Raw genomic sequence first — 20,864 nt, 5'->3', positions numbered from 1 at the left:
CTAAATTGTAACCAAATCTTCATTTTTTGTTATGAAAGTGGAAAGATTTCCTTCACGAAAGCGGTAGCTTTTTAAGCGTAAATCCGTTATGATTGAAAATGGATTGCGAACTTTTAGCTTGACTTTAGTTTTATTGGAGATGTAGTAGGAAATGGGGTCATAAGGTTGACAAGCGAATTAGGTTTGGAAGCATTTATACATATTCTATCGAATCTCCTCGGTTTAGTCATAGCATGGTGGGCGTTACAATCGTTTCGCTTTGACTTGTTCGTGAAAAATCCTAAGAGTACCCAAGCAACGTTATTAAAAGTTTTGGTGGCAATTGCACTGGGTCATTTGATTGCTCGTTTTTTTATTGAGTATGCCCAAGCTGTTCGGTACCTTCCATATTTTTTCTAAATAAAAATATGTGATAAGAACCTTTGTTTTTTATGTATGCTTTTTTCGCTTCAGGTAAAAATGGTAGTAAGAAACCTTTTAGTCCTGGAGGGAAATGTTGATATGAATAAAATGTATTCTGTTTGTTTTTTATTGCTTATCTTTATATTCTGTGGCGCATTATTCGCTTTTGATAAAGGGACATCAAAGAACGACGATACATTTTATAATCAGATCAGTGCCTTTCAAGAACTTGTTGAGAGAAATAAAATGACAGTGACTGACTGGCATGTACGTATAAAAAGCAAAACGGAACGTGTGGATGATTTTTCTTTGGAAGTGGAATCGTTTGAAACGGCTTTTTCAGAATTCGAACGGACTGCTGTTGAAGAAAATGGAAATTATATACATGTGACGTTTACAAATGGTTCTTATGAGGAAGAGTTACATGAGAACATAAAGATGTTAGCAACGAAAACATCAAATGGGTATGAAATCGAAAAAACGTATGAGCTGATCTCAAGTGATGGTTCGGTAGTGAAGGATCAACAATGGTTAGAAGACCGAATGAACAAATTAGGTATTGATTTACAATCATCCATGCCTTTTTATGAATTAACAGCCGAAATGGATGATTCGTCTCAAGACTTAGTCATTGAGGCAGAACGGTTTATGAGTGAATTGGGCGCAACAAAATTAGAAGCCCTAGATGAAAAAACGTTTGTGTCTTTATCTGCATATCATGAAGAATGGATGAATGGTATTGCTACAAGCGGTGATAAAGAGATGAATGTTCAAATCGCTTTGCGCGAAAATCAAGAGTTGGGCTCTAGAACAACAGTAACTTTTGGAACGCCTATAATTACGACTGAATATTGATAATATAGAAGAGACAAATATCAGACGCGGAGGGGAATACGTTGGAAAAAATCATTGTCCGTGGCGGCAACAAGCTGCACGGCTCCGTGAAGGTAGAAGGTGCAAAGAATGCCGTACTACCTGTAATAGCAGCATCAATCTTAGCGGAAAATGGAAATAGTGTTATTGAAGAAGTGCCATCTCTTACAGATGTTTATACAATGAAAGAGGTTCTAACCAATTTAAATGTTGCAGTTGATTATGAAGATGGTCGTTTTGTCGTCCACGCAAATCGTACGTTAAAAACAGAAGCACCATTTGAATATGTTCGAAAAATGCGTGCGTCCTTTTTAGTAATGGGTCCATTGCTTGCACGTGTTGGTCGAGCGAGAATCGCATTACCTGGTGGGTGTGCCATCGGTTCACGTCCAATTGAGCAACATTTAAAAGGGTTTGAAGCGATGGGAGCAACAGTTGAAATTGGTAACGGGTTTATTGAAGCTCGCATTGATGGGAAGTTACAAGGAACGAAAATATATCTTGATTTCCCAAGCGTAGGAGCGACAGAAAACATTATGATGGCTGCTGCCCTTGCAGAAGGGACAACAATCATTGAGAATGTTGCTGAAGAGCCGGAAATTGTTGATTTAGCGAATTATTTAAATGCAATGGGTGGAAAAGTAAGAGGCGCTGGAACTGGTGTCATTAAGATTGAAGGTGTAGAAGCGCTTCACGGTGCTGTACACTCGGTCATTCCAGATAGAATTGAAGCAGGAACGTTTATGGTTGCTGCAGCAATTACTGGTGGAGATGTATTTGTTGAAGGTGCCATTGCAGAGCACATGCGTCCGCTTGTAGCGAAAATGCGCGAAATGGGTGTTGAGATTCAAGAAGGTGAAACAGGGCTACGTGTTATTGGACCTGAAGTGTTAAAAGCAGTTGATATTAAAACAATGCCTCACCCAGGCTTCCCTACAGATATGCAAGCGCAAATGATGGCATTGCTTATTCGAGCGGAAGGCACGAGTGTTGTAACAGAAACGGTATTTGAAAACCGCTTTATGCACGTAGAAGAATTCCGTAGAATGAACGGAAACATCAAAATTGAAGGCCGTTCTGCTATTGTGTCAGGTCCGACTTCTTTACAAGGTGCTGAAGTAGGCGCGACAGATTTACGTGCAGGTGCAGCGTTAGTCATTGCAGGGCTTGTAGCGGATGGATATACGCGCGTTACAGAATTAAAGCACTTAGATCGTGGGTACGTGGCATTAACGGAGAAATTGAAAGCATTAGGCGCTGACATTGAGCGTGTAGAAGAACAGTTAGAAAATGAATTTGAAAAGACTGCGGAGTTGCTATAAGTCGTATTTCCAGGGAAATAGTTAGATCTTGTAGAACAATTGTATGAAATCAAGAAAGCATGCCAATATCGGCATGCTTTTTTGCTGTAGAAAAAACGTCTTTTTTATCCATTGTTTTCATAGTCTTTAAAGTAAGTAACTGTTATATGTAGGAGGAATGCCATGAAACGTATTTTAATTGTAGCGATCCTATTAATCGTAGTCATCCTTCTAATACCAGCGGCGATGGTTAGTATGAATGGAAGTGCTCAAGAAGAAAAAGGGCCATTCAAAATAGCTCCTTTAGAAAAGACAAGCCAGTCCAGTGAACCGAAAGTCCAGTCAGAAGTTACAGTACCAGAACTTGAAATTGACGTGTATCGTTCGCAAAAAGAAGAAGTTGAATCAATTCCTTTAACGGATTACGTAATCGGAGTCGTTGCTTCGGAAATGCCAGTTGAATACGAGTTAGAGGCGCTAAAGGCGCAGTCATTAGCTGCCCAAACATACGTAATGGCGCAATTAAGGCTCGATGAAGAGAGTAGAAACGTACCTGAAGAAGCACTCGTCACAGATACCGTAAATCATCAGGTTTTTCTAAATAAAGAAGAGCTTAAAGAAAAATGGGGCGATGCATTTGAGGAAAACTGGTCGAAAGTAGAAGAGGCGGTCCTTGCGACAGCAGGCCAGGTGATTGTGTATAATGAACAGCCCATTACGGCAGCATTTTTTTCTACAAGTAATGGCTTTACAGAGAACTCGGAAGATTATTGGGCTCAGGAAATTCCTTATTTAAAAAGTGTTGAAAGCCCGTGGGATCATGAATCTCCTCGATTTGAAGAAGAAAAAGCAATCCCCGTTCAGGAATTTGAGCAAAAACTAGGCGTGACATTAGCTGGTGATGGGTCAATTGGTGAAATTCAAGCGCGTACAAAAGGTGGAAGAGTCGAACGTGTTCAAATAGGCGATAAGCAATTTACAGGAAGAGACATTCGCGAAAAACTTGATTTGGATTCGTCTGATTTTTCCTGGTTTATGAATGGAAACCAAATATTGATTCAAACGAAAGGATGGGGCCATGGGGTTGGAATGAGCCAATTTGGTGCAAACGGAATGGCAAAAGAAGGAAAAACATATAAAGAGATTATTGAACACTATTATTTCGATGTAACCATAGAAATGATGAAGGAAATGGAAGAATAGGTGATAAACAAGCTGACTTTTCTATAGAAGAGCAGCTTTTTTTGTGTGTAAATCTCTTTCATAAACCGTTGATATGAACAGGTTTTAACGAAAACGACAATTAACAAAAAAATTTTTTGTTCGAATGTATATATTTCTAGTAATTTGCTCAGAATGGTTGACAGAGGTGATGAGAAATGAAAGAAGAAAAAAATTCTTCAAACAAAATCCAAAATTTGATGCGTAAGCGTTGGGTATTGCCAAGTGTTTATCTTGCTGCTGCTGCTGGTCTTTTGAGTACAGTTTTATTTCTTCAAAGTGGTGAAGATACAGAAAGAGAATTAGAGATTAGTGAAGGTCCTGAACAAACAGAAGAGCCAACAGCTCCTGTAGATGTTGCAAATGAATCCTTTCATTTACCAGTAGAGAACGAAGCGGATTTCGATAGAGTTGGAATCTTTTACGATGCACAAGCTGAAGCAGACGAGCAAGAGCAAGCTATTGTTTATTTTAACAACATGTATGTAGAAAACAAAGGGATCGATTTTGCAAGTAAAGATCAGACTGCGTTCCCAGTTATGGCTTCTATGAGCGGAAACGTCACAAAAGCAATGAAAGATTCGTTACTTGGTTTTGTGGTTGAAGTTGATCACGGCGATGGCGTAGTCACTCATTACTCAAGTCTATCATCAATGGAAGTGGAACAAGGTCAAGAGATTTCACAAGGTGATGTCATTGGCGAAGCGGGAAGCAATTCTTATAATCAAGAAGCAGGCGTCCACGTACATTTTGAAGTACGTCAAGATGGTGTTGCTGTAAATCCAATGGATGCAATTGAAAAGTCGGTAGAAGATATCGCTGCTTTTGCACCTCAAGGTGAAGAGAAAGAAAAAGAAAAAGAAAAAGAAAAAGAGAACGAAAAAGAAGAAAATGAAAAACCAGATGAAAATCAAAAGCCTGATGAAAACGAAAAGCCAGAAGAAAACGAGCCTTCTGCTGAAAACGATTTAGAAGGCACAACAGAATAATCATTTTAATTGGCGAGCATAGCGCGTATTTTACGAGCTATGCTTTTTTCATTGTGAGATGACTCCTTTTAAATTAAACGATCTGATTTTTTTGAAAAAGAGATAAACTCTGTGAAAATGTGGTATATCATGCTCGACTTCCTAATACACTTTATCAATCACCTTAACAGAATCAGGGAGGCGAGTCGTGTGCACGATTACATCAAAGAGCGAACCATCAAGATAGGTAAGTACATCGTTGAGACGAAAAAGACTGTACGAACGATTGCAAAAGAATTTGGAGTCTCAAAAAGTACTGTACACAAGGATCTCACTGAACGGTTACCTGAGATAAATCCAGAGCTTGCTAACGACGTGAAAGAGATTCTTGAGTACCACAAGTCGATTCGCCATTTAAGGGGCGGTGAAGCGACGAAAGTAAAGTACCGAAAAGTTGAACAACCCGCTGTCAAGACTCAAAGATAAATATTTCGACAAATAAGGTCGTTTCTCCCTAATTTGTGTTACTATTTATAATAGGTAAAAAGTGCGTCTTTAAATAAAGAATCAGGTACACAATACATAAGAATCGGACGTTTACGCACACCACCCTATAAATTGTGACAAGAAAGAAGGGGGAATAAAGTCATGCTTGGTCGTGATATTGGAATTGATTTAGGAACAGCAAATGTACTTATTTATGTCAAAGGTCGAGGGATTGTTTTAGATGAGCCGTCGGTCGTAGCCCTCGATACGACGACAAAACGAGTGTTAGCTGTAGGAGAAGAAGCCTTTCGCATGGTTGGACGTACACCTGGAAATATTGTAGCTATTCGTCCAATGAAGGACGGTGTCATAGCGAACTTTGAGATGACAGAGTCGATGTTAAAACACTTCTTAAACAAGATCAATGTGAAAGGTCTATTCTCTAAACCTCGGATTTTAGTCTGTTGCCCGACAAATATTACGTCGGTTGAACAAAAAGCAATTCGTGAAGCCGTTGAAAAAACAGGAAGCAAAAACATTTATTTAGAAGAAGAGCCAAAAGTTGCAGCAATCGGTGCTGGCATGGACATTTTTCAACCAAGTGGAAACATGGTCGTGGACATTGGCGGTGGAACAACAGACATTGCCGTGCTATCAATGGGCGATGTTGTGACGGCATCGTCAATTAAAGTGGCAGGCGATCGCTTTGATTCTGACATTTTGTCTTATATTAAAAAAGCGTACAAGCTCCTCATTGGCGAACGGACGGCGGAAGAAATTAAGAAGCAAGTGGCGACCGTATTCCCGGGAGCACGGAATGAACAAATGGATATTCGCGGGCGAGATATGGTCACTGGTTTACCGCGGAACATCACCATTCGATCAGAAGAAATTGAAAAGGCGCTTGTCGAGTCTGTTGACTATATTGTACAAGCAGCAAAACAAGTTTTAGAAAAAACACCTCCCGAACTATCAGCCGACATTATTGATCGTGGTGTGATGTTAACCGGTGGAGGTGCTTATTTGCACGGAATCGATACGTTACTTGCGGAAGAGCTGAAAATACCCGTTTTAATCGCAGAAGAGCCGATGCATTGTGTAGCGACAGGAACAGGCATTTTATTAGAGAATCTTGATCGAATGTCGAATAAAAAGGTTCAAATTTAAGGAGGTCGCACATGTTAAAAGGCTTTTATACAGCAACGAGTGGAATGCTTTCTATGCAGTATCGTCAAGATCAATTATCCAATAACCTCGCTAACTCAAATACGACAGGCTATAAAGCAGATCAATCGGTGACGCGTTCTTTTCCAACGATGCTGATGCAAGCGAATAACGCACAATCCTTACAGAATCGGCAAGTTGTCGGTGAGCTCCCAACAGCAGTGTACTTGCAGGAGCATTTAATGAATGCTGCTCAAGGTGATATTCAACAAACTGGACAAGCAACAGATGTCGCTTTAATACAAACCGGCGCTGAAGAAAACCAAGCAATCTTTTTCGCGATCGACACAGAAAACGGAACGCGCTATACACGCAACGGAAATTTCCAAGTTGATGCGAATGGTACGTTAGTGACGGGAAGTGGTGGAATTGTTTTAGGAACGGACGGAAATCCGTTACAAGTACAAAACGATTCATTTACCGTGCAACCTAATGGAATCATCACAGTCGATGGAGAAGAGATAGGGACCATTGAAGTGATGATAGCAGAAGATACGAATGCGTTAAGTAAAGAAGGCAATGGATACGTACGAGATGATCAAACCATTATGCAATCCGCTTATGAAACAAATAATACGTTTTCGGTGCAACAATATGCGCTTGAAAATAGCAATGTCGATGTGACAAGAACGATGAACGAAATGCTCCAAGCTTATCGCTTATTTGAAGCCAATCAAAAAGTCATTCAAGCATACGATCAAAGCTTAGAAAAAACCGTTAATGAAGTCGGACGGATTAATTAAGGGGGCTCGACATGATATCTGGGTATGGTTCAGCAGCAACGCTTAATCAACTTCAAAGAAAACTGGAGACACTTTCGAATAATATTGCGAACGCCCACACAGTCGGATTTAAAGGACGGTCGGTTTCTTTTTCCGATGTGCTCTCTTCTGAATATACAAATCAACCAAATGAAAGTCGTTCAACGCCTCATGGCTTACGGGTAGGGACTGGCGCGAAAACATCTTTAACAGGCTTATCGATGACTCAAGGAAGTATACAGGAAACAGAGCGGGCCCTAGACTTTGCTTTGACTGAGCCGAATCTTTTCTTTACAATAGCTACAAGTGAAGGTCAACGATTAACGAGAGACGGTACGTTTTATTTTTCTGAAACAGGAGGCGGTCTTTCAGTCGTAACAAAGAATGGAGATCCCGTTCTTGGTGCAGACGGATTAGCGATCACGCTGCCTCAATCAACCACGTCGGTCCGTTTAGAAAGTACGGGGCTCATCGCAGAGCTTGCTGACGGGACAGAGCAGGTAATGCCGACATTTGGATTGACCGAAATTGAACGACCTCAAGCTCTAGAAGCAGTTGGAGAAAATCAATTTTTGTATCAGCTAAACGATGCTGCATTTTTACAAGCAGGAGAGGGTCAAGTGACGCAAAAAGCACTTGAGCAGTCTAATGTGGATATAAGTCAAGAGATGACACAATTGATTGCGACACAGCGACAAATCCAGCTACAAGCAAGGGCATTTACGTTTTCTGATGATATGGCTGGCCTCGTTAATAACATTAGACGTTAAGGCGAGGGGGAGGTGCGGACTTGAGTAAGGAAAGTAGCGATGCTTCAGAAAAAGAGTCAGAGGAAGCTTCGTCCAATACAGATGATGTAAAAGAGACGGATGAGAAATCGAGTGAGATGCCGAATGAAGATACAATGAATCAGGACAGCTCTCACCCTGATAAACAAGATTCTGCAGATGAACAACAGCTTGAGGGAGCTGTTGTTACAGGGGCTGGTATTCACTCAATGAAAGCCGGTTCAGCAGGTGCAAGCGATGAAGTGTCCTTAGATGAGGGAGACGTTCAAAGTGAGGAACTACTCCTTTCAACAGACACGAACGCTTCTAATGAAGAGCAACTAGCCGAAACGGAGGAGCAACACGAATCAGAAGAAGCTACAGCCTCAGAAGAAAAGATGACTAGGGAAGAACGAAAGCGACGACAAGAAGAGGAACATGGTAACCACGAACCTTATAAGCGAGAACGTATTCGTCTTGTTCCAATTTGGTTACGAATCATCATTGTCACGGTTCTTGCGGGTGCAGCGCTCGTACTAGGATTAATTATCGGTTTTTCCGTTATAGGTGGTCAAGACAATACGTGGGAAGTTCTTACCCCTGATCTTTGGTACAACATTATTGATACCATTAGAGGTCAGTAATCACAATTTCATAATGAACAAATGGAGATTGTTTCTAAAGTCATGCCAAAGGCTTTAGGGACAATCTCTTTTTTATTGGCAAAGAAAGATGTATGAATCCAATCAGGTCTCACATACTAGAAAAAAATGGGGAGGGAAGCATGTTGGTTTTTTTTAATAAAGAGAAAAGCAATAACGCAAAAAAACAGGTTGCCTCCTATCGCTCCATTGAAGAAGTCTTAAAACATGCTAGTCAATCAAGTGATTATGTGAAACGAGAAGAAACGAGCCTTGCTCATGAGCAACTCACGATTCATTTCTTTGAATCGATGATTGATATGCAGAAGCTGCCCTCTCATGTGCTCCATCCGTTAACTGGGATTCGCACCTACACGTTTGAAATTCTTAAAGAAAAGCTGTACACAACAGAAATGAAAGAATGCAACACGGCGCTTGAGGCTGATGAAGGGCTACTGCGAGGCTCATTATTAGTTCAGTTTTATGAAAATGGGCAGAAAAAGAACGTATTAGTAGATCTTTCTTATCAAGAAGACCGTGAAGTAACTGTGCCAGAGATTGAATTCAGCGTTTTTGGATCAAAAGAATCTTTTATAGAGTCTGTAGAAGTAAACATGAATTTGATTCGAAAACGTATTCCCTCTTCCGATTTGTATATGAAAAAATATACGGTCGGTACTCACTCAAAAACAGAGGTATACATTGTCTATTGCCAGTCTATTGCGAATGAAGAAAATGTACAAACGGTCACACAGCGCATCCGTGACTTAGAAATTGACCAAATTCAAGATGCATCAATGCTTTTAAACGTGATTGAAGACAGGCGGTCAATCTTCCCGCAGATTATTGACACAGAAAGACCAGATCGAACAGCAGGGGCCTTGTTAGAAGGAAAGGTTGCGCTGTTAACAAATGGTTCTCCACAAGCTTTAATCATGCCGGTAACAGCGTTAGAGTTTCTTTCTGCGTTTGAAGATTATTTTCTTTCCTGGCAAGCAGCTTCTGCCTTGCGATTAGTCCGATTGATGGCCGTGTTTTTTTCTATTTTTGCAACGCCATTGTATGTCGCCATTTTAACGTATCATCCAGAAATTATTCCTCAAGATTTGTTTGCAAGTTTAGTTGTTTCAAGAACGGCTGTGCCATTTCCGCCAATAATGGAAGCCCTCTTTTTAGAAGTAACGATTGAATTGTTGAGAGAAGCGGGAGCCCGTTTGCCAACGAAAGTCGGGCAAACCATTGGGATCGTTGGCGGGATTGTAATTGGAACCGCTGCAGTGGAAGCAGGATTAACGAGCAATGTGTTGCTGATCATTGTCGCTTTAGCGGCCTTAGCGTCGTTTACAATTCCAATCTACCGTATGGGCACAACGATACGATTAGCGCGATTTCCGTTTATTATAGCCGCTCAAGTATGGGGATTGATTGCCATTGCATTGGTTTCGGTTTTATTTCTAAGCCATTTATTATCTCTGACATCATTAGGGAGGCCTTATATGGCACCTTTATATCCGTTCTCGTTACATGATATGAAGGATTCGATTTTACGGCTTCCACAGCCTATGCAAAACCTACGGCCGCGTTTTTTACAGACAAAGGAAAAGGAACGCCTTATTAAAAAACGACCAGAGCCTAAAAAAGATATTGATGACGGATTTTAAAGGAAAGGAGCAGCGTGATGCCTGCTAAGCAAACACCAAACCAACTGCAAGTTCCGGCGTATATGGCTTTTTTTCTTGTACATAGTGCACAATTTGGGGTTGGGGTGTTAGGGTTTTCTCGCTATATTGCAGAAATTGCAGGATACCAATCGTGGTTATCCGTTTTAATTGCTGGTGCAGTGAATCAAATCATTATATGGATGATCTTCAAAACCATTAAGCGGACTCAGGAACAAGATCTTTACTCCATTCAAAAATATTTATACGGAAAATGGCTTGGTGGCTTCATAACTGTACTTTTTAGCCTTTATTTTGCAACGCTTGCCATTGTTGTGCTCCGTACATACATTGAAATTATTCAAGTATGGATCTATATCGAATTAACAACGTGGTCCATAGCCCTTGCGTTTTTACTTGTTGCATACTATGCAATTTTAAAGGGATTTCGGGTGTTAGTCGGGCTAACATTTTTATTTTCCCTGCTGCCCATTCTTTTAACACCAACGATTGTGCCGGTCTTAGAGTATGCGGAATGGTTTCATTTGTCTCCGTTTTTGCCAACTGATGTAAAGAGTCTCTTCCACGCAGCCTTTGTGTTAACGCTGAGTTTTGCTGGAGCAGAACTTATTTATGTATACTATCCATTCTTACAAGACAAGCAAAAAGTCCAGCGATACGCTCATCTAGGTAGCTTGGCCACGACGATATCTTATTTGTTTATTACGCTCGTAACATTTGTCTACTATAGTGAAGAGCAGCTTGAATTAACGATATGGCCTACTCTTAGTGCATGGAAAATCGCCTCTTTTGTCTTTATTGAACGTGTTGAGTATATAGGTATTGCGGCATGGCTAATGGTAATTTTCCCGAACATCGCTTTAACGATATGGGCAGCGAGCCGTTTAATGAAGCAACAATTTAAGGTTTCGCATCGAAAAACATTAGTAGTGACGCTTATACTCGTTTTTGTCATTACAAATCAATTTACGACCCGTGCCTCAATCAATTTATTGAATACGAGTATTAACTACATTGGACCAGTATTTATTTTTGGGATGATTCCGCTGCTACTGTTAATTAGTTTCTTTAGAAAGCGAAGGAAAAAGGGAGGGAAGGCGATATGAAGAAAAACGTGTTCATTCTCGTCATCATTAGCATGTTAGCGATTCTCCCTTCAATTAATAGCTTGCGTACGAATATTATTGACGAACTCCAGCTAATTACGGTCGTAGGTTTTGATCAGGAAGAAGGCGATTTGTTTCGTGGTACAGCAACAGTGGGTGCTTATTCAATTGAGGAAGAAATGAATAATGCGACATTATCAGCGGTTTCAAGTTCTACTAGACAGCTTCGCTTATTGCTAAATGCGATGTCTTCTCGGCCAATTCATGGTGGAAAAATCTCTGCAATTGTTGTGCAGGACAAGCTAGCGGAAGAGGGGATTTTTGCGCTACTTGATACCTACTACCGTGACCCGACGATTGCACTTAAGTCTTTTCTCTGTGTGACAAAAGGAGATGCGCATACGATGTTGAGTCAGGAATATCCATTACAAACTGAAATTGGAACCTATCTTAGCGATATGCTTGACCACAATATTCGATTCGGTAACTTACCACTTACAAATATGCACTTGTTTATGAGGGCTTACTATGAAAAGGGAAAAGATCCGATTATGCCAATGTTGTCTTATACGGACGAATTCCTTCGTATTGATGGATTAGCCCTTTTTAAAAAAGACCAATTCGTAGTAGACATAGATTTAAAAGAGGCCTTCTATTTAAAGTTAATTAAAGATGGCTATCAAAATGGTGGTGTAATTGAAATTTCGCTTAATGAAGGTGAAGAGGTAGCGGTTTTAAGGGAAATTCGTTCAAAACTCGACCTAGATACTGATTTAGAAAAGAATGTATTAAAAGCAAACTTGGAGATAAAAACAAGAATTAGCGAGTATTCAGGTGGATCCATCACAGAGGAAAGAATTACTGAAATCGTAAAAGCGGCAACGGAAAATATTACGTCTGGAATTGAAGGGATCATTTCCTTAATGCAAGAGCATCAAATAGATCCAGTTGGTTTTGGTGCAAGGCAACTAATCAATGGAGATATGGATGAAGACGAATGGTACGACATCTTCCAACAAATGGAGATTGATGTGGAGGTTGATGTAAACATTGTCGAATCAGGCGTGAGTCAATAGCAGTATCTTTTATATACTATCTTTCCTTAAAGTACCTACTGTACATTTTCAGCCATAGCGTTACAATGATAAACGTTCATTTTTTTAGAGGAGGATGAAAAGAGATGGCAAATGTACTAATGATTAATGCGAGCGACCGTTATGAACACGGCGTAAGCGTAAAGATGTATAATCAGTTTGTTGAATCATATAAGAAAAACCACGAGCAAGACACAGTTGAAGAGGTAAATCTTTTTGAACAAGACTTACCTTACTACGGGGAGAAAGCGATTGTTGCGCAAACGAAAAAAGCGCAAGACGCTGAGCTGACAGAAGAAGAGCAGAAGCTTGTTGCGACGATTGAAAGCTACCAAGAGCAGTTTTCGAGAGCCGACAAAGTCGTCATGGCGTTTCCACTTTGGAATTTCACTGTACCAGCTCCACTTATTACGTATTTATCGTATCTAGCACAAGCTGGGTTTACGTTCCGCTATACAGCGAACGGTCCAATTGGCTTAGCAGGAGACAAAGAGGTTGCGCTTCTTAGTGCTCGCGGTGGCGTGTATTCTGAAGGCTCCCCAATGGCGAATGCAGAAATGGCAATGAAACTTGTTCGTCAGACCATTTCATTGTGGGGCATTATTGACCCAGAAGAACTGGTGATTGAAGGGCACAATGCCGCTCCAGACCAAAAAGATCAGATAGTAGAAGACGGATTAAAAGAAGTGGCAGCAGTAGCTGAACGCTTTTAATCGCCACGCATGAAAGGATATCCTTTCATGCGTTTTTTTATAGAAATCGTAACTCAGCTAAGCGTTTTAACCAGTTCGACAAACATGCATTCCAATAATGCCACTCATGATCTCCTGGACCGTCTGAATAAAAAAAGTGAAGGGAAGAATTCTCTGCATGCTTACGAAACAGTTGATTCATCGGATAGAGGAAATCTTCGGTTCCACAATATTGAAAGAAGGCGGTTGAGGTCGAGTTGTTTTTGATGCGTTGCAATTGATAGAGAAGATCGTTTTCCGTTTGCGAGACGTCACATTGTAAACCAAAAATCGCTTGCATATACGGTTGCCTCGATTTTTCTTGGTTTGTTTCATGAATCTTAATCAATTCATCGATAAGAAGGGCCCCGGAAAAACTTGCTGCCGCTCGATAGGAATGTGGGTCGTTTAAAGCAAGTTTAAATGCACCAAATCCACCCATGGATAGACCAGCAACATAACGGTCTTCTGCTTTTTTTGATAAGGAAAAATGCCGCTCGACTAAGCGTGGAAGTTCCTCTCTTACAAACGTGTAATAGTTCCCACCAAAGGCCATATCTGTGTAGTAGCTAAGGCCGACATCGGGCATGACAACAGCTAGTTGGTATTCGTTTGCTAATTGTTCAATTGCCGTGTGGCGCATCCATGCGGTTTCATTGTCACTCCAACCGTGTAACAAATAAAGCGTGCGATAAGGTGCTGCTGCATGATCAGGTAAAATGATTTGAACCCCTGCATCTTTTCCGATCGATTGAAATGAGCTTGTCATATGTATAAGTGCCATTGCATTCTCTCCTTATAAGTGTATCATCTCGTCCAATTGTTTATTCGCTGTTCCTTTTAAAAACCCTCTACCATTTAGGGTTCAAGAAGAAGTTATGATAGAATAAGGCGAACTTAAAGGAATGAAGGAGGCGTCTTTCGTGTTAACAATTGAAGAGATTAAAGCGTTAATCCCTCATCGCTATCCATTTTTATTAGTGGACAAGGTGCTTGAGTTAGAGGCAGGAAAACGTGCAGTAGGTATAAAAAATGTCACGGTAAACGAAGAATTTTTTAATGGGCATTTTCCAGACTATCCGGTTATGCCAGGTGTGCTAATTGTGGAGGCGCTGGCGCAAGTTTCTGGAATTGCCGTTGCGAAAGCACATGAAGAAACTACGAAAATTGGCTTATTTGCTGCCATTGATCAATGTAAGTTTAAACGACCAGTCCGTCCTGGTGATCAACTGCGTTTAGAAATTGAGATTACGCGCATGAAGGGTCCTGTTGCTAAGGCTACAGGAGTAGCTTATGTTGATGGAGAAGTGGCCGCTCAAGCAGACATGACGTTTGCTTTTAAATAAGTTTCATCCAACGTGAGCAATTGTTAAAATCGATATGACGAAAAGCACGTAAGACCGGAGCGTCTTTCAACGTGCTTTTTTTTGTGTCTGGAAATATTGTGTGAAAACAACCGCATGATCCTTAATTTCACATGATTTTATATGATTGCATTACGTCGATCTTTGACCTGTAAAGTGTTGCTGCTTAAGGGATTTAACGCTTTTTCTCTCTTTGTGGATATTTATTGTCTATTATGGATCTCTCTTGTATCATATGTATCAGTAATGAGTGAAGGAGAACGATACGCAAATGAGACAGGTGCTTGAGATTATTAAGCAAGATTTTCGGAATTTGAAAAGAGTCCCTTTAGTTGCGCTTCTTTTGATAGGTCTTGCTTTTTTGCCTGCTTTGTATGCTTGGTTTAATATTGCGGCTTCTTGGGATCCGTACAGCAATACAGAAGGCATTAAAGTAGCGATTGTGAATGAAGATGAAGGAGCAACGGTAGATCATGATGCGATTAATGTTGGAGACGAACTCGTTGATAACTTAGCAGATAACAATCAAATGGGTTGGGTTTTTGTAGACAGAGATCAAGCAGAGCAAGGTGTTCGAAACGGCGATTACTATGCAAGTGTCTACATTGAACCACAATTTTCAGCCCAGCTAACAAGCGTGATTGATGGTGATCCCGAAGCGCCAGAAGTTCATTATGAAGTAAACGAAAAAATGAACGCGATTGCGCCTAAAATGACTTCTGCTGGTGCTTCTGCGGTTGTAGATGAAATTAGCCAGCAGTTTCTTGAAGAAGCTTCTCGATCGTTATTTAGCCAGTTGAATGATATTGGAATCGAGTTAGAAAACGAATTACCGACGATTCGTCGTATTGAAACGCTCATTTTTGAGTTGGAGGATCGTTTTCCAGAAATTAATGATGTTGGCTCTAAAGTGGTGGCTTTGCAAAATGATTGGCCGGAGTTAAGAGAAAAATTAGATCGATTCCTAGCAGTTGAAGATGAGTTTGACACCATTAACGAAGGCGCCGATGTCATTGTACAAATGGAAGGCTATCTTCCTACCGTTCATCAAGTGTCTGATCGATTAGTGGAGGTAGAGCGTGTTTTACCAGAAATAGAAGAGATCGTCGCGCAAGCTAACGATGTAGATGGTCGTCTTGATGAGATTGAGCAACAATTGACTAATACGCTGGAACTTCTCCAAACAGCGGAAGATGCGCTGGTAAGGGCGGAAGAAGCATTGCCGACTGTCACACAAATTAGCGGGAATATGGAGCAATATACGCAACAAATGAATGAGGTCTTAAGTCAGCTTGAGCAAGCGGTTGATCCGTTTATTGAGGTGGTAAACACACAAGCTCAGATTATTGATCAAGCAACTGATCTTATCTTAACAGCGTTAGCACAAGCCGAATCAGGGGAAGGCATCGATAATGCGATTGAACAATTAGAACAAGCAAATCGCTTGCTTGTCTCAAATCAAGAAGCATTAACGAACGCTATTTCGTTTTTAGAACAGTTGCAAATGGGAACATCAAGTAATGAAATGGATGCATTCGTGCAGACGCTACACGCGCTGAACGAGCAAGTCAATCAACTACAATCTGTGGTTAGCGAAGGAATCGAAACGTTAAAATCTACATCTGAACTTGATTCTAGTCAGCTTGATTCGATTCGTAGTCAGGTTACATCGGTTCAAGAACATGCACAGATGGCACAAAGTTTATTTAATGACGAATCAAAAACAACCATAAAGACGGGGATAACCCATCTGCAAGACGATGTAAACAGCGTTGGTGCAACGATTCGGGAACAGGAAGAACGGTTACCAGAAATTGAAGCATTACTCAATCGAGCTGACGATGTACGTGCTTCTGGAGAGGCACAAATCGAAACGCTACTCGCTGAGTTACCGGGGGTTCGAGCTCAGCTACAAGAAGGGCTTGCGTTTATTGAAACGGAATTACCACGAATGAAAGAACTCATTCACAACGTCAACGAATTTTTTGCGAACGATTTTCCTGGTATTGAAGATCAGATTCATCAGGCAGCAGATTTTGTTCGTGAGGATTTGCCAACGATTGAAAATGAATTATCAAGCGTAATTGATGTCATTGAAACGAATTTACCTCAGTTTGAGGAGACATTAGCTGAACTCGCACAGTTTTCGAATGAACAACTACCAGATTTAGAGGAATCGGTCGGAACTGCGGCGGATCGAATCCGTGAATTTGATGAGAATCACGATTTAAACGATATGATCTCGCTCCTGCGGAATGATATTGAAGAAGAGAGTGCGTTTTTTAGAGAGCCTGTCCAACTTGTCGAAAATCAACTCTATCCAATACCAAATTATGGATCGGCAAATGCACCTTTCTATACAGCTTTGTCTTTATGGGTGGGCTCGTTATTACTAGTTAATTTATTGAAAACAGATGTACACCCAAAGGATATGCGTGAAGACTATCGCTATCATCATATTTATTTAGGGCGACTTGTCTTGTTTTTACTCGTTAGTTTGTTGCAAGGAATTATTGTGAGCGTGGGGAATTTATTTCTATTAGGGACGTACGCGGCTCACCCAGTTTATTTTATTTTGTTTACGATTCTAACAGGGTTTGTGTTTATGACGATTGTTTACACCTTAGCCTCTGTATTCGGGAATATTGGAAAAGCATTAGCCATCGTGTTGATGGTGCTGCAGTTATCAGGGGCAGGCGGTACATTTCCAATTCAAGTGGCACCACCGTTTTTTCAAGCAATTAATCCGTTCTTGCCGTTTACGTACGCCATTAATTTATTAAGAGAAGCGGTAGCTGGTATGGTATGGCCGACGGTGTGGTCCATGATCGGATTGCTCATCTTGATCTTTGTGCTTGCGCTTGCTTTTGGGTTATTGTTAAAAAAACCTCTAGCAAAACGGATGGAAGCGACTGCTGCAAAGTCAAAATCAAGTCGAATGATCGACTAGATTATTCGCTTCCCAAAACCTGCTTCGTTGCAACATGTCTATGAAAAGATGTTTTCTTTTTCTTTAAACAGGTATGAATATAGGGAGAAATGGTTTATAGAGGAGCGATCATTGATGACAGAGCCTATCTATGGAAATACCCCCCCTTTTTTAGGGGCAAAAAATGGAACAGTTGAACAGATTCAAGATGCAGATGTCCTTATTTATGGTGTCCCTTGGGAGGGGGCTGTAACATGGGGAGATTACACGGGATGTGAATTAGGTCCTAAAGTGATGCGTCTCTCATCAGGACGCTACTCAGGGTATTTACCTGAACTGAACCACATCGACGTATTTGAACACTTAAAGCTTGCCGATTTAGGCGATATTGACGTGGTTCCTGCAGATGTGGGTGAAACAATGAAACGAATTCAAACATTCGCTAAAGGTGTATGGAAGAAAGAGGCTTTCCCTATTGCCCTTGGAGGCGACCACGGTATTACGTATCCCATTTTAGCTGGATTAGCGGAGCAACATCCTGATAAAAAAATCGGCATTCTCCATTTAGATGCGCACTATGATAACATGCCCCATTTTGAAGGGGAAAAGTACGCGCGTTCTACGCCATTTGCTCGACTTTATGAGCTGGACCAAGTTCGAAACGAAAGCTTGCTGCACCTTGGTATTCATGGTCCGAGAAATAAACCAGAAACAGGGCGTTATGCACAAGAAGCTGGCGCAAAAACGTATACACTTACAGAAATGAAAGAAACGGATAATCTTCGAAAGTTTGCTGCTAAGCTCTATAAAGAAGCAGCGAAAGATGTGGACTTCGTCTATCTATCGGTTTGTAGCGATGTATTAGATGTTGCTTATAACCCAGGTGGTCCAATCGATACGAACGGTCTTACATCCTATGAGTTGCTAACGCTTGTCCACGAATTTACATCAAGAGGAGTAGTAGGAATGGATTTTGTGGAAGTCTATCCACAGCAAGATGCCAATGATGTGTCGTCTCATTTCGCCTCAACACTGGCTCTGTATGCCTTGGCAGGACATATTAAAGCAAAGGGTCTTGTGAAGTGATTGCTTGAATTTCAAAATAGATCGTAATGGCCGAGTCAAAGAAGACACGGTGAGCGCAAGTAATAGCGAAGCGTAAACGACTGTTGCCCTTGTGCCAATGGGGAAAAAGCGTTCGCCATTTTAAATCGATCGTATTGCTTACTAATAATAGCGTCACTTTACACAATAAAAACGGTTTAATAGACTTGGTGTCTAAATGACACCGAGTTTTTTTGTCTCATTAAGCTAGTAATCTACTGATTGGAAAAATTTTTTTCTGCAAAAAACGGGGATAGTATCGGGATTTTGACGTTTTCTCTTACAATTGTAATATTACATTTTGATTACATTGATAGATTAGAAGCGAAATATCGTGTAAAATTTAGTCAATCTTGTCGAAGAAGATAATGTAGTATTTTAACTTACACATTCATGTCATAACAAACTAGATCAATCTTAAAATTTTGAGGAGGCATTCTCTTGAGTAAATCAACTTTAAACAAATTTTTATTCTCTTCAGCCGTTGTTGCTGGAGTTGTAGCAGTTGCTCCACAGGAATCAGAAGCGGCAGTCGGTGATCAGGTATTAAAACAAGGTATGTCTCATCAAGATGTAACAGAACTGCAAAACATACTTAAAGATAAAGGATTTTTTACATATCATACGGCAACAGGTTATTTTGGTACATATACGCGTGATGCGGTATTGGATTATCAAAAAGAAAATAACCTTCGAGTGGACGGCATTGCGGGGCCTGAGACATTCGGTGCGCTATTAGATAAAAAATCTTCAAACACAGAAACAAAGAAAGAAACAACGACACAACAATCAAATTTATTACGAATTGGTAGTAGAGGAGAGAATGTAACAAATCTTCAAGACGAGTTGCGCTCTTTAGGTTTCTTTAACCAATCTTCTACTGGCTACTATGGTTCAATTACGCGTGATGCAGTCATTGCGTTCCAAAAAGAACAAGGGTTACGTTTAATCGATGGGATTGTTGGTCCAGAGACACGTGGGGCGTTAAATAACGTAGATGCTCAACCTGCAGCGTCAGAAACGACTACAACAGAGTCGAAGCCTGCAGAAACAAAGCCTGAAGAAACAACGACGGAAACAGAAACGACAACAGAAGAAACTTCAGAGCCTACAGAGCAAGCTTCAGAATCAACGTCATCTTCTATGCGTGTAGGTACACGTGGGGAAAATGTAACGGAATTACAACAACAATTACGTACACTTGGCTATTTTAATCAAGAGCCAACTGGGTACTATGGTGAGATTACAAAAAATGCAGTTATGGAATTCCAACGCACAAACGGTATTTCTGTTGACGGTATCGTAGGATCAGGTACACAAAGTACACTTAACGGTAGTCCAGCACCTGCAAGCACGGACAGCTCGTCTTCAAGCGAAAGCACAAGCTCAAACAACAGCTCGTCTTCAAGCGAGAGCACAAGCTCAAATAACAGCTCGTCTTCAAGCGAGAGCACAAGCTCAAACAATAGCTCGTCTTCAAGCGAGAGCACAAGCTCAAACAATAGCTCATCTTCAAACAATGAGTCTACAGCTTCTGAGAGCTCAAATGCAGCCGCTCCAGCGCCAAGCACAAATAATAATGCAGCGCCAGCAACAAATACGAACACAAGCAATACATCTACTGCTAGCTCAAGCAATGTTGTTTCAGGATTGATCTCTTCAGCTCAATCAGTAATTGGTGTACCTTATCTATGGGGAGGAACAACAACTGCAGGTTTTGATTGTAGCGGAATGATTCAATACATCTTCCGTCAAAATGGAATTGAAGTACCTCGTACAGCAGCAGCTCAGTGGAATGCTGGAACTTCAGTAAGTTCTCCAAGCGTTGGCGATATTGTGTTCTTTGAGACATATGCAGCTGGTCCGACGCACAACGGTATTTATATTGGCGATAACAAGTTCATTCACACTGGTTCTTCACGTGGTGTTGAAGTGTCTGATCTTAACAATGTATACTGGGGTCCAAGATATCTAGGTGCAAAACGCTTGCATTAAGAGTAGAACTAATAACAAGGCGTGGTATGGATATATGTATCTATACCACGCTTTTTCTTGTTTAAACCAATTTATTGGTTATCAATTTATATATTTTGGGAAAATGCGTGACAAAGGACAAGTCTCACTTATGAAAAAGGAGGCTTGTCTTTTTTTTTGGAAATATTCGGCGGCGATACCAAAAATAAACGAACACATATGCGCATATTAGCTAGTTT

At 40.7% G+C, this 20,864-nt stretch carries 19 protein-coding genes; 18 read left to right on the top strand and 1 reads right to left on the bottom strand.

The window, feature by feature from the left end; translation table 11 throughout:
* Positions 1–165 precede the first annotated feature (165 nt).
* The 14 genes from ACE1TH_RS16745 to ACE1TH_RS16680 all read left to right on the top strand — a co-directional run bounded on the left by ACE1TH_RS16745 (position 166) and on the right by ACE1TH_RS16680 (position 13,236).
* The gene (locus ACE1TH_RS16745; protein ID WP_099304473.1) at positions 166–399 is read left to right on the top strand and encodes a DUF1146 family protein; all 234 of its coding nucleotides are present in this window, start codon (positions 166–168) and stop codon (positions 397–399) included.
* A gap of 102 nt (positions 400–501) precedes the next feature.
* The gene (locus ACE1TH_RS16740) at positions 502–1,257 is read left to right on the top strand and encodes a YwmB family TATA-box binding protein (protein ID WP_255224203.1); all 756 of its coding nucleotides are present in this window, start codon (positions 502–504) and stop codon (positions 1,255–1,257) included.
* A gap of 41 nt (positions 1,258–1,298) precedes the next feature.
* Complete coding sequence (gene murA, locus ACE1TH_RS16735; protein WP_099304469.1) at positions 1,299–2,597, top strand: UDP-N-acetylglucosamine 1-carboxyvinyltransferase; 1,299 nt, start codon at positions 1,299–1,301, stop codon at positions 2,595–2,597.
* Positions 2,598–2,759: 162 nt separating this feature from the next.
* Positions 2,760–3,779, top strand: coding sequence for a stage II sporulation protein D (gene spoIID, locus ACE1TH_RS16730; RefSeq protein WP_375079581.1), 1,020 nt, complete (start codon positions 2,760–2,762; stop codon positions 3,777–3,779).
* A 176-nt stretch (positions 3,780–3,955) separates the two neighbouring features.
* Positions 3,956–4,786 (top strand): stage II sporulation protein SpoIIQ, encoded by an 831-nt coding sequence (gene spoIIQ / locus ACE1TH_RS16725; RefSeq protein ID WP_375079580.1) that lies wholly within the window; start codon positions 3,956–3,958, stop codon positions 4,784–4,786.
* 189 nt (positions 4,787–4,975) lie between these two features.
* A complete protein-coding gene (gene spoIIID, locus ACE1TH_RS16720) occupies positions 4,976–5,251 on the top strand; it encodes a sporulation transcriptional regulator SpoIIID (RefSeq protein ID WP_099304463.1) in 276 nt (91 codons plus the stop codon).
* A 162-nt stretch (positions 5,252–5,413) separates the two neighbouring features.
* Complete coding sequence (mreB, locus tag ACE1TH_RS16715; RefSeq protein ID WP_099304461.1) at positions 5,414–6,418, top strand: rod shape-determining protein; 1,005 nt, start codon at positions 5,414–5,416, stop codon at positions 6,416–6,418.
* Between the two features lie 11 nt (positions 6,419–6,429).
* Entirely contained in the window at positions 6,430–7,218 is a 789-nt protein-coding gene (locus ACE1TH_RS16710) for a flagellar hook-basal body protein (protein WP_099304459.1), read from the top strand.
* A gap of 11 nt (positions 7,219–7,229) precedes the next feature.
* Complete coding sequence (locus ACE1TH_RS16705; protein ID WP_099304457.1) at positions 7,230–8,006, top strand: flagellar hook-basal body protein; 777 nt, start codon at positions 7,230–7,232, stop codon at positions 8,004–8,006.
* A gap of 20 nt (positions 8,007–8,026) precedes the next feature.
* Positions 8,027–8,647: a DNA-directed RNA polymerase subunit beta gene (locus ACE1TH_RS16700; protein WP_099304455.1), complete on the top strand. Its 621-nt coding sequence runs from the start codon at positions 8,027–8,029 to the stop codon at positions 8,645–8,647.
* A 140-nt stretch (positions 8,648–8,787) separates the two neighbouring features.
* A complete protein-coding gene (locus ACE1TH_RS16695) occupies positions 8,788–10,305 on the top strand; it encodes a spore germination protein (RefSeq protein ID WP_375079579.1) in 1,518 nt (505 codons plus the stop codon).
* A gap of 17 nt (positions 10,306–10,322) precedes the next feature.
* A complete protein-coding gene (locus tag ACE1TH_RS16690) occupies positions 10,323–11,429 on the top strand; it encodes a GerAB/ArcD/ProY family transporter (RefSeq protein ID WP_099304451.1) in 1,107 nt (368 codons plus the stop codon).
* Positions 11,426–12,505 (top strand): Ger(x)C family spore germination protein, encoded by a 1,080-nt coding sequence (locus ACE1TH_RS16685; RefSeq protein WP_099304449.1) that lies wholly within the window; start codon positions 11,426–11,428, stop codon positions 12,503–12,505. The genes ACE1TH_RS16690 and ACE1TH_RS16685 overlap by 4 nt, the downstream gene beginning before the upstream one ends.
* A gap of 104 nt (positions 12,506–12,609) precedes the next feature.
* On the top strand, positions 12,610–13,236 hold the full coding sequence (locus ACE1TH_RS16680) for an FMN-dependent NADH-azoreductase (RefSeq protein WP_099304447.1): 627 nt from the start codon (positions 12,610–12,612) through the stop codon (positions 13,234–13,236).
* Positions 13,237–13,273: 37 nt separating this feature from the next.
* On the opposite strand, the gene ACE1TH_RS16675 is transcribed toward ACE1TH_RS16680, so the two are convergent.
* The gene (locus tag ACE1TH_RS16675; RefSeq protein ID WP_375079578.1) at positions 13,274–14,038 is read right to left on the bottom strand and encodes an alpha/beta hydrolase; all 765 of its coding nucleotides are present in this window, start codon (positions 14,036–14,038) and stop codon (positions 13,274–13,276) included.
* 139 nt (positions 14,039–14,177) lie between these two features.
* Here ACE1TH_RS16675 and fabZ point away from each other — a divergent pair, with 139 nt between their 5' ends.
* From fabZ to ACE1TH_RS16655, 4 genes are all read left to right on the top strand, one after another.
* A complete protein-coding gene (gene fabZ, locus ACE1TH_RS16670) occupies positions 14,178–14,600 on the top strand; it encodes a 3-hydroxyacyl-ACP dehydratase FabZ (RefSeq protein WP_255224195.1) in 423 nt (140 codons plus the stop codon).
* A 289-nt stretch (positions 14,601–14,889) separates the two neighbouring features.
* Complete coding sequence (locus ACE1TH_RS16665) at positions 14,890–17,568, top strand: YhgE/Pip family protein (protein ID WP_375079577.1); 2,679 nt, start codon at positions 14,890–14,892, stop codon at positions 17,566–17,568.
* Positions 17,569–17,682: 114 nt separating this feature from the next.
* Positions 17,683–18,633: an agmatinase family protein gene (locus ACE1TH_RS16660; protein ID WP_255224193.1), complete on the top strand. Its 951-nt coding sequence runs from the start codon at positions 17,683–17,685 to the stop codon at positions 18,631–18,633.
* 459 nt (positions 18,634–19,092) lie between these two features.
* Positions 19,093–20,646: a C40 family peptidase gene (locus ACE1TH_RS16655; protein ID WP_255224192.1), complete on the top strand. Its 1,554-nt coding sequence runs from the start codon at positions 19,093–19,095 to the stop codon at positions 20,644–20,646.
* The last annotated feature ends 218 nt before the right edge of the window (positions 20,647–20,864 follow it).

The organism is Shouchella sp. JSM 1781072 (assembly GCF_041949915.1).
Lineage (GTDB): Bacteria > Bacillota > Bacilli > Bacillales > Bacillaceae_D > Shouchella.
Note: the sequence above shows the minus strand (reverse complement) of the source record. Positions and strands in the feature narration are given on the sequence as shown.

Bases quoted from the DNA above. Each gene is read 5' to 3' on its own strand.
- ACE1TH_RS16740 (WP_255224203.1), top strand. From the start codon at position 502: ATGAATAAAATGTATTCTGTTTGTTTTTTATTGCTTATCTTTATATTC.
- spoIID (WP_375079581.1), top strand. From the start codon at position 2,760: ATGAAACGTATTTTAATTGTAGCGATCCTATTAATCGTAGTCATCCTT.
- spoIIQ (WP_375079580.1), top strand. From the start codon at position 3,956: ATGAAAGAAGAAAAAAATTCTTCAAACAAAATCCAAAATTTGATGCGT.
- mreB (WP_099304461.1), top strand. From the start codon at position 5,414: ATGCTTGGTCGTGATATTGGAATTGATTTAGGAACAGCAAATGTACTT.
- ACE1TH_RS16710 (WP_099304459.1), top strand. From the start codon at position 6,430: ATGTTAAAAGGCTTTTATACAGCAACGAGTGGAATGCTTTCTATGCAG.
- ACE1TH_RS16705 (WP_099304457.1), top strand. From the start codon at position 7,230: ATGATATCTGGGTATGGTTCAGCAGCAACGCTTAATCAACTTCAAAGA.
- ACE1TH_RS16695 (WP_375079579.1), top strand. From the start codon at position 8,788: ATGTTGGTTTTTTTTAATAAAGAGAAAAGCAATAACGCAAAAAAACAG.
- ACE1TH_RS16690 (WP_099304451.1), top strand. From the start codon at position 10,323: ATGCCTGCTAAGCAAACACCAAACCAACTGCAAGTTCCGGCGTATATG.
- ACE1TH_RS16685 (WP_099304449.1), top strand. From the start codon at position 11,426: ATGAAGAAAAACGTGTTCATTCTCGTCATCATTAGCATGTTAGCGATT.
- ACE1TH_RS16680 (WP_099304447.1), top strand. From the start codon at position 12,610: ATGGCAAATGTACTAATGATTAATGCGAGCGACCGTTATGAACACGGC.
- ACE1TH_RS16675 (WP_375079578.1), bottom strand. From the start codon at position 14,038: ATGGCACTTATACATATGACAAGCTCATTTCAATCGATCGGAAAAGAT.
- ACE1TH_RS16665 (WP_375079577.1), top strand. From the start codon at position 14,890: ATGAGACAGGTGCTTGAGATTATTAAGCAAGATTTTCGGAATTTGAAA.
- ACE1TH_RS16660 (WP_255224193.1), top strand. From the start codon at position 17,683: ATGACAGAGCCTATCTATGGAAATACCCCCCCTTTTTTAGGGGCAAAA.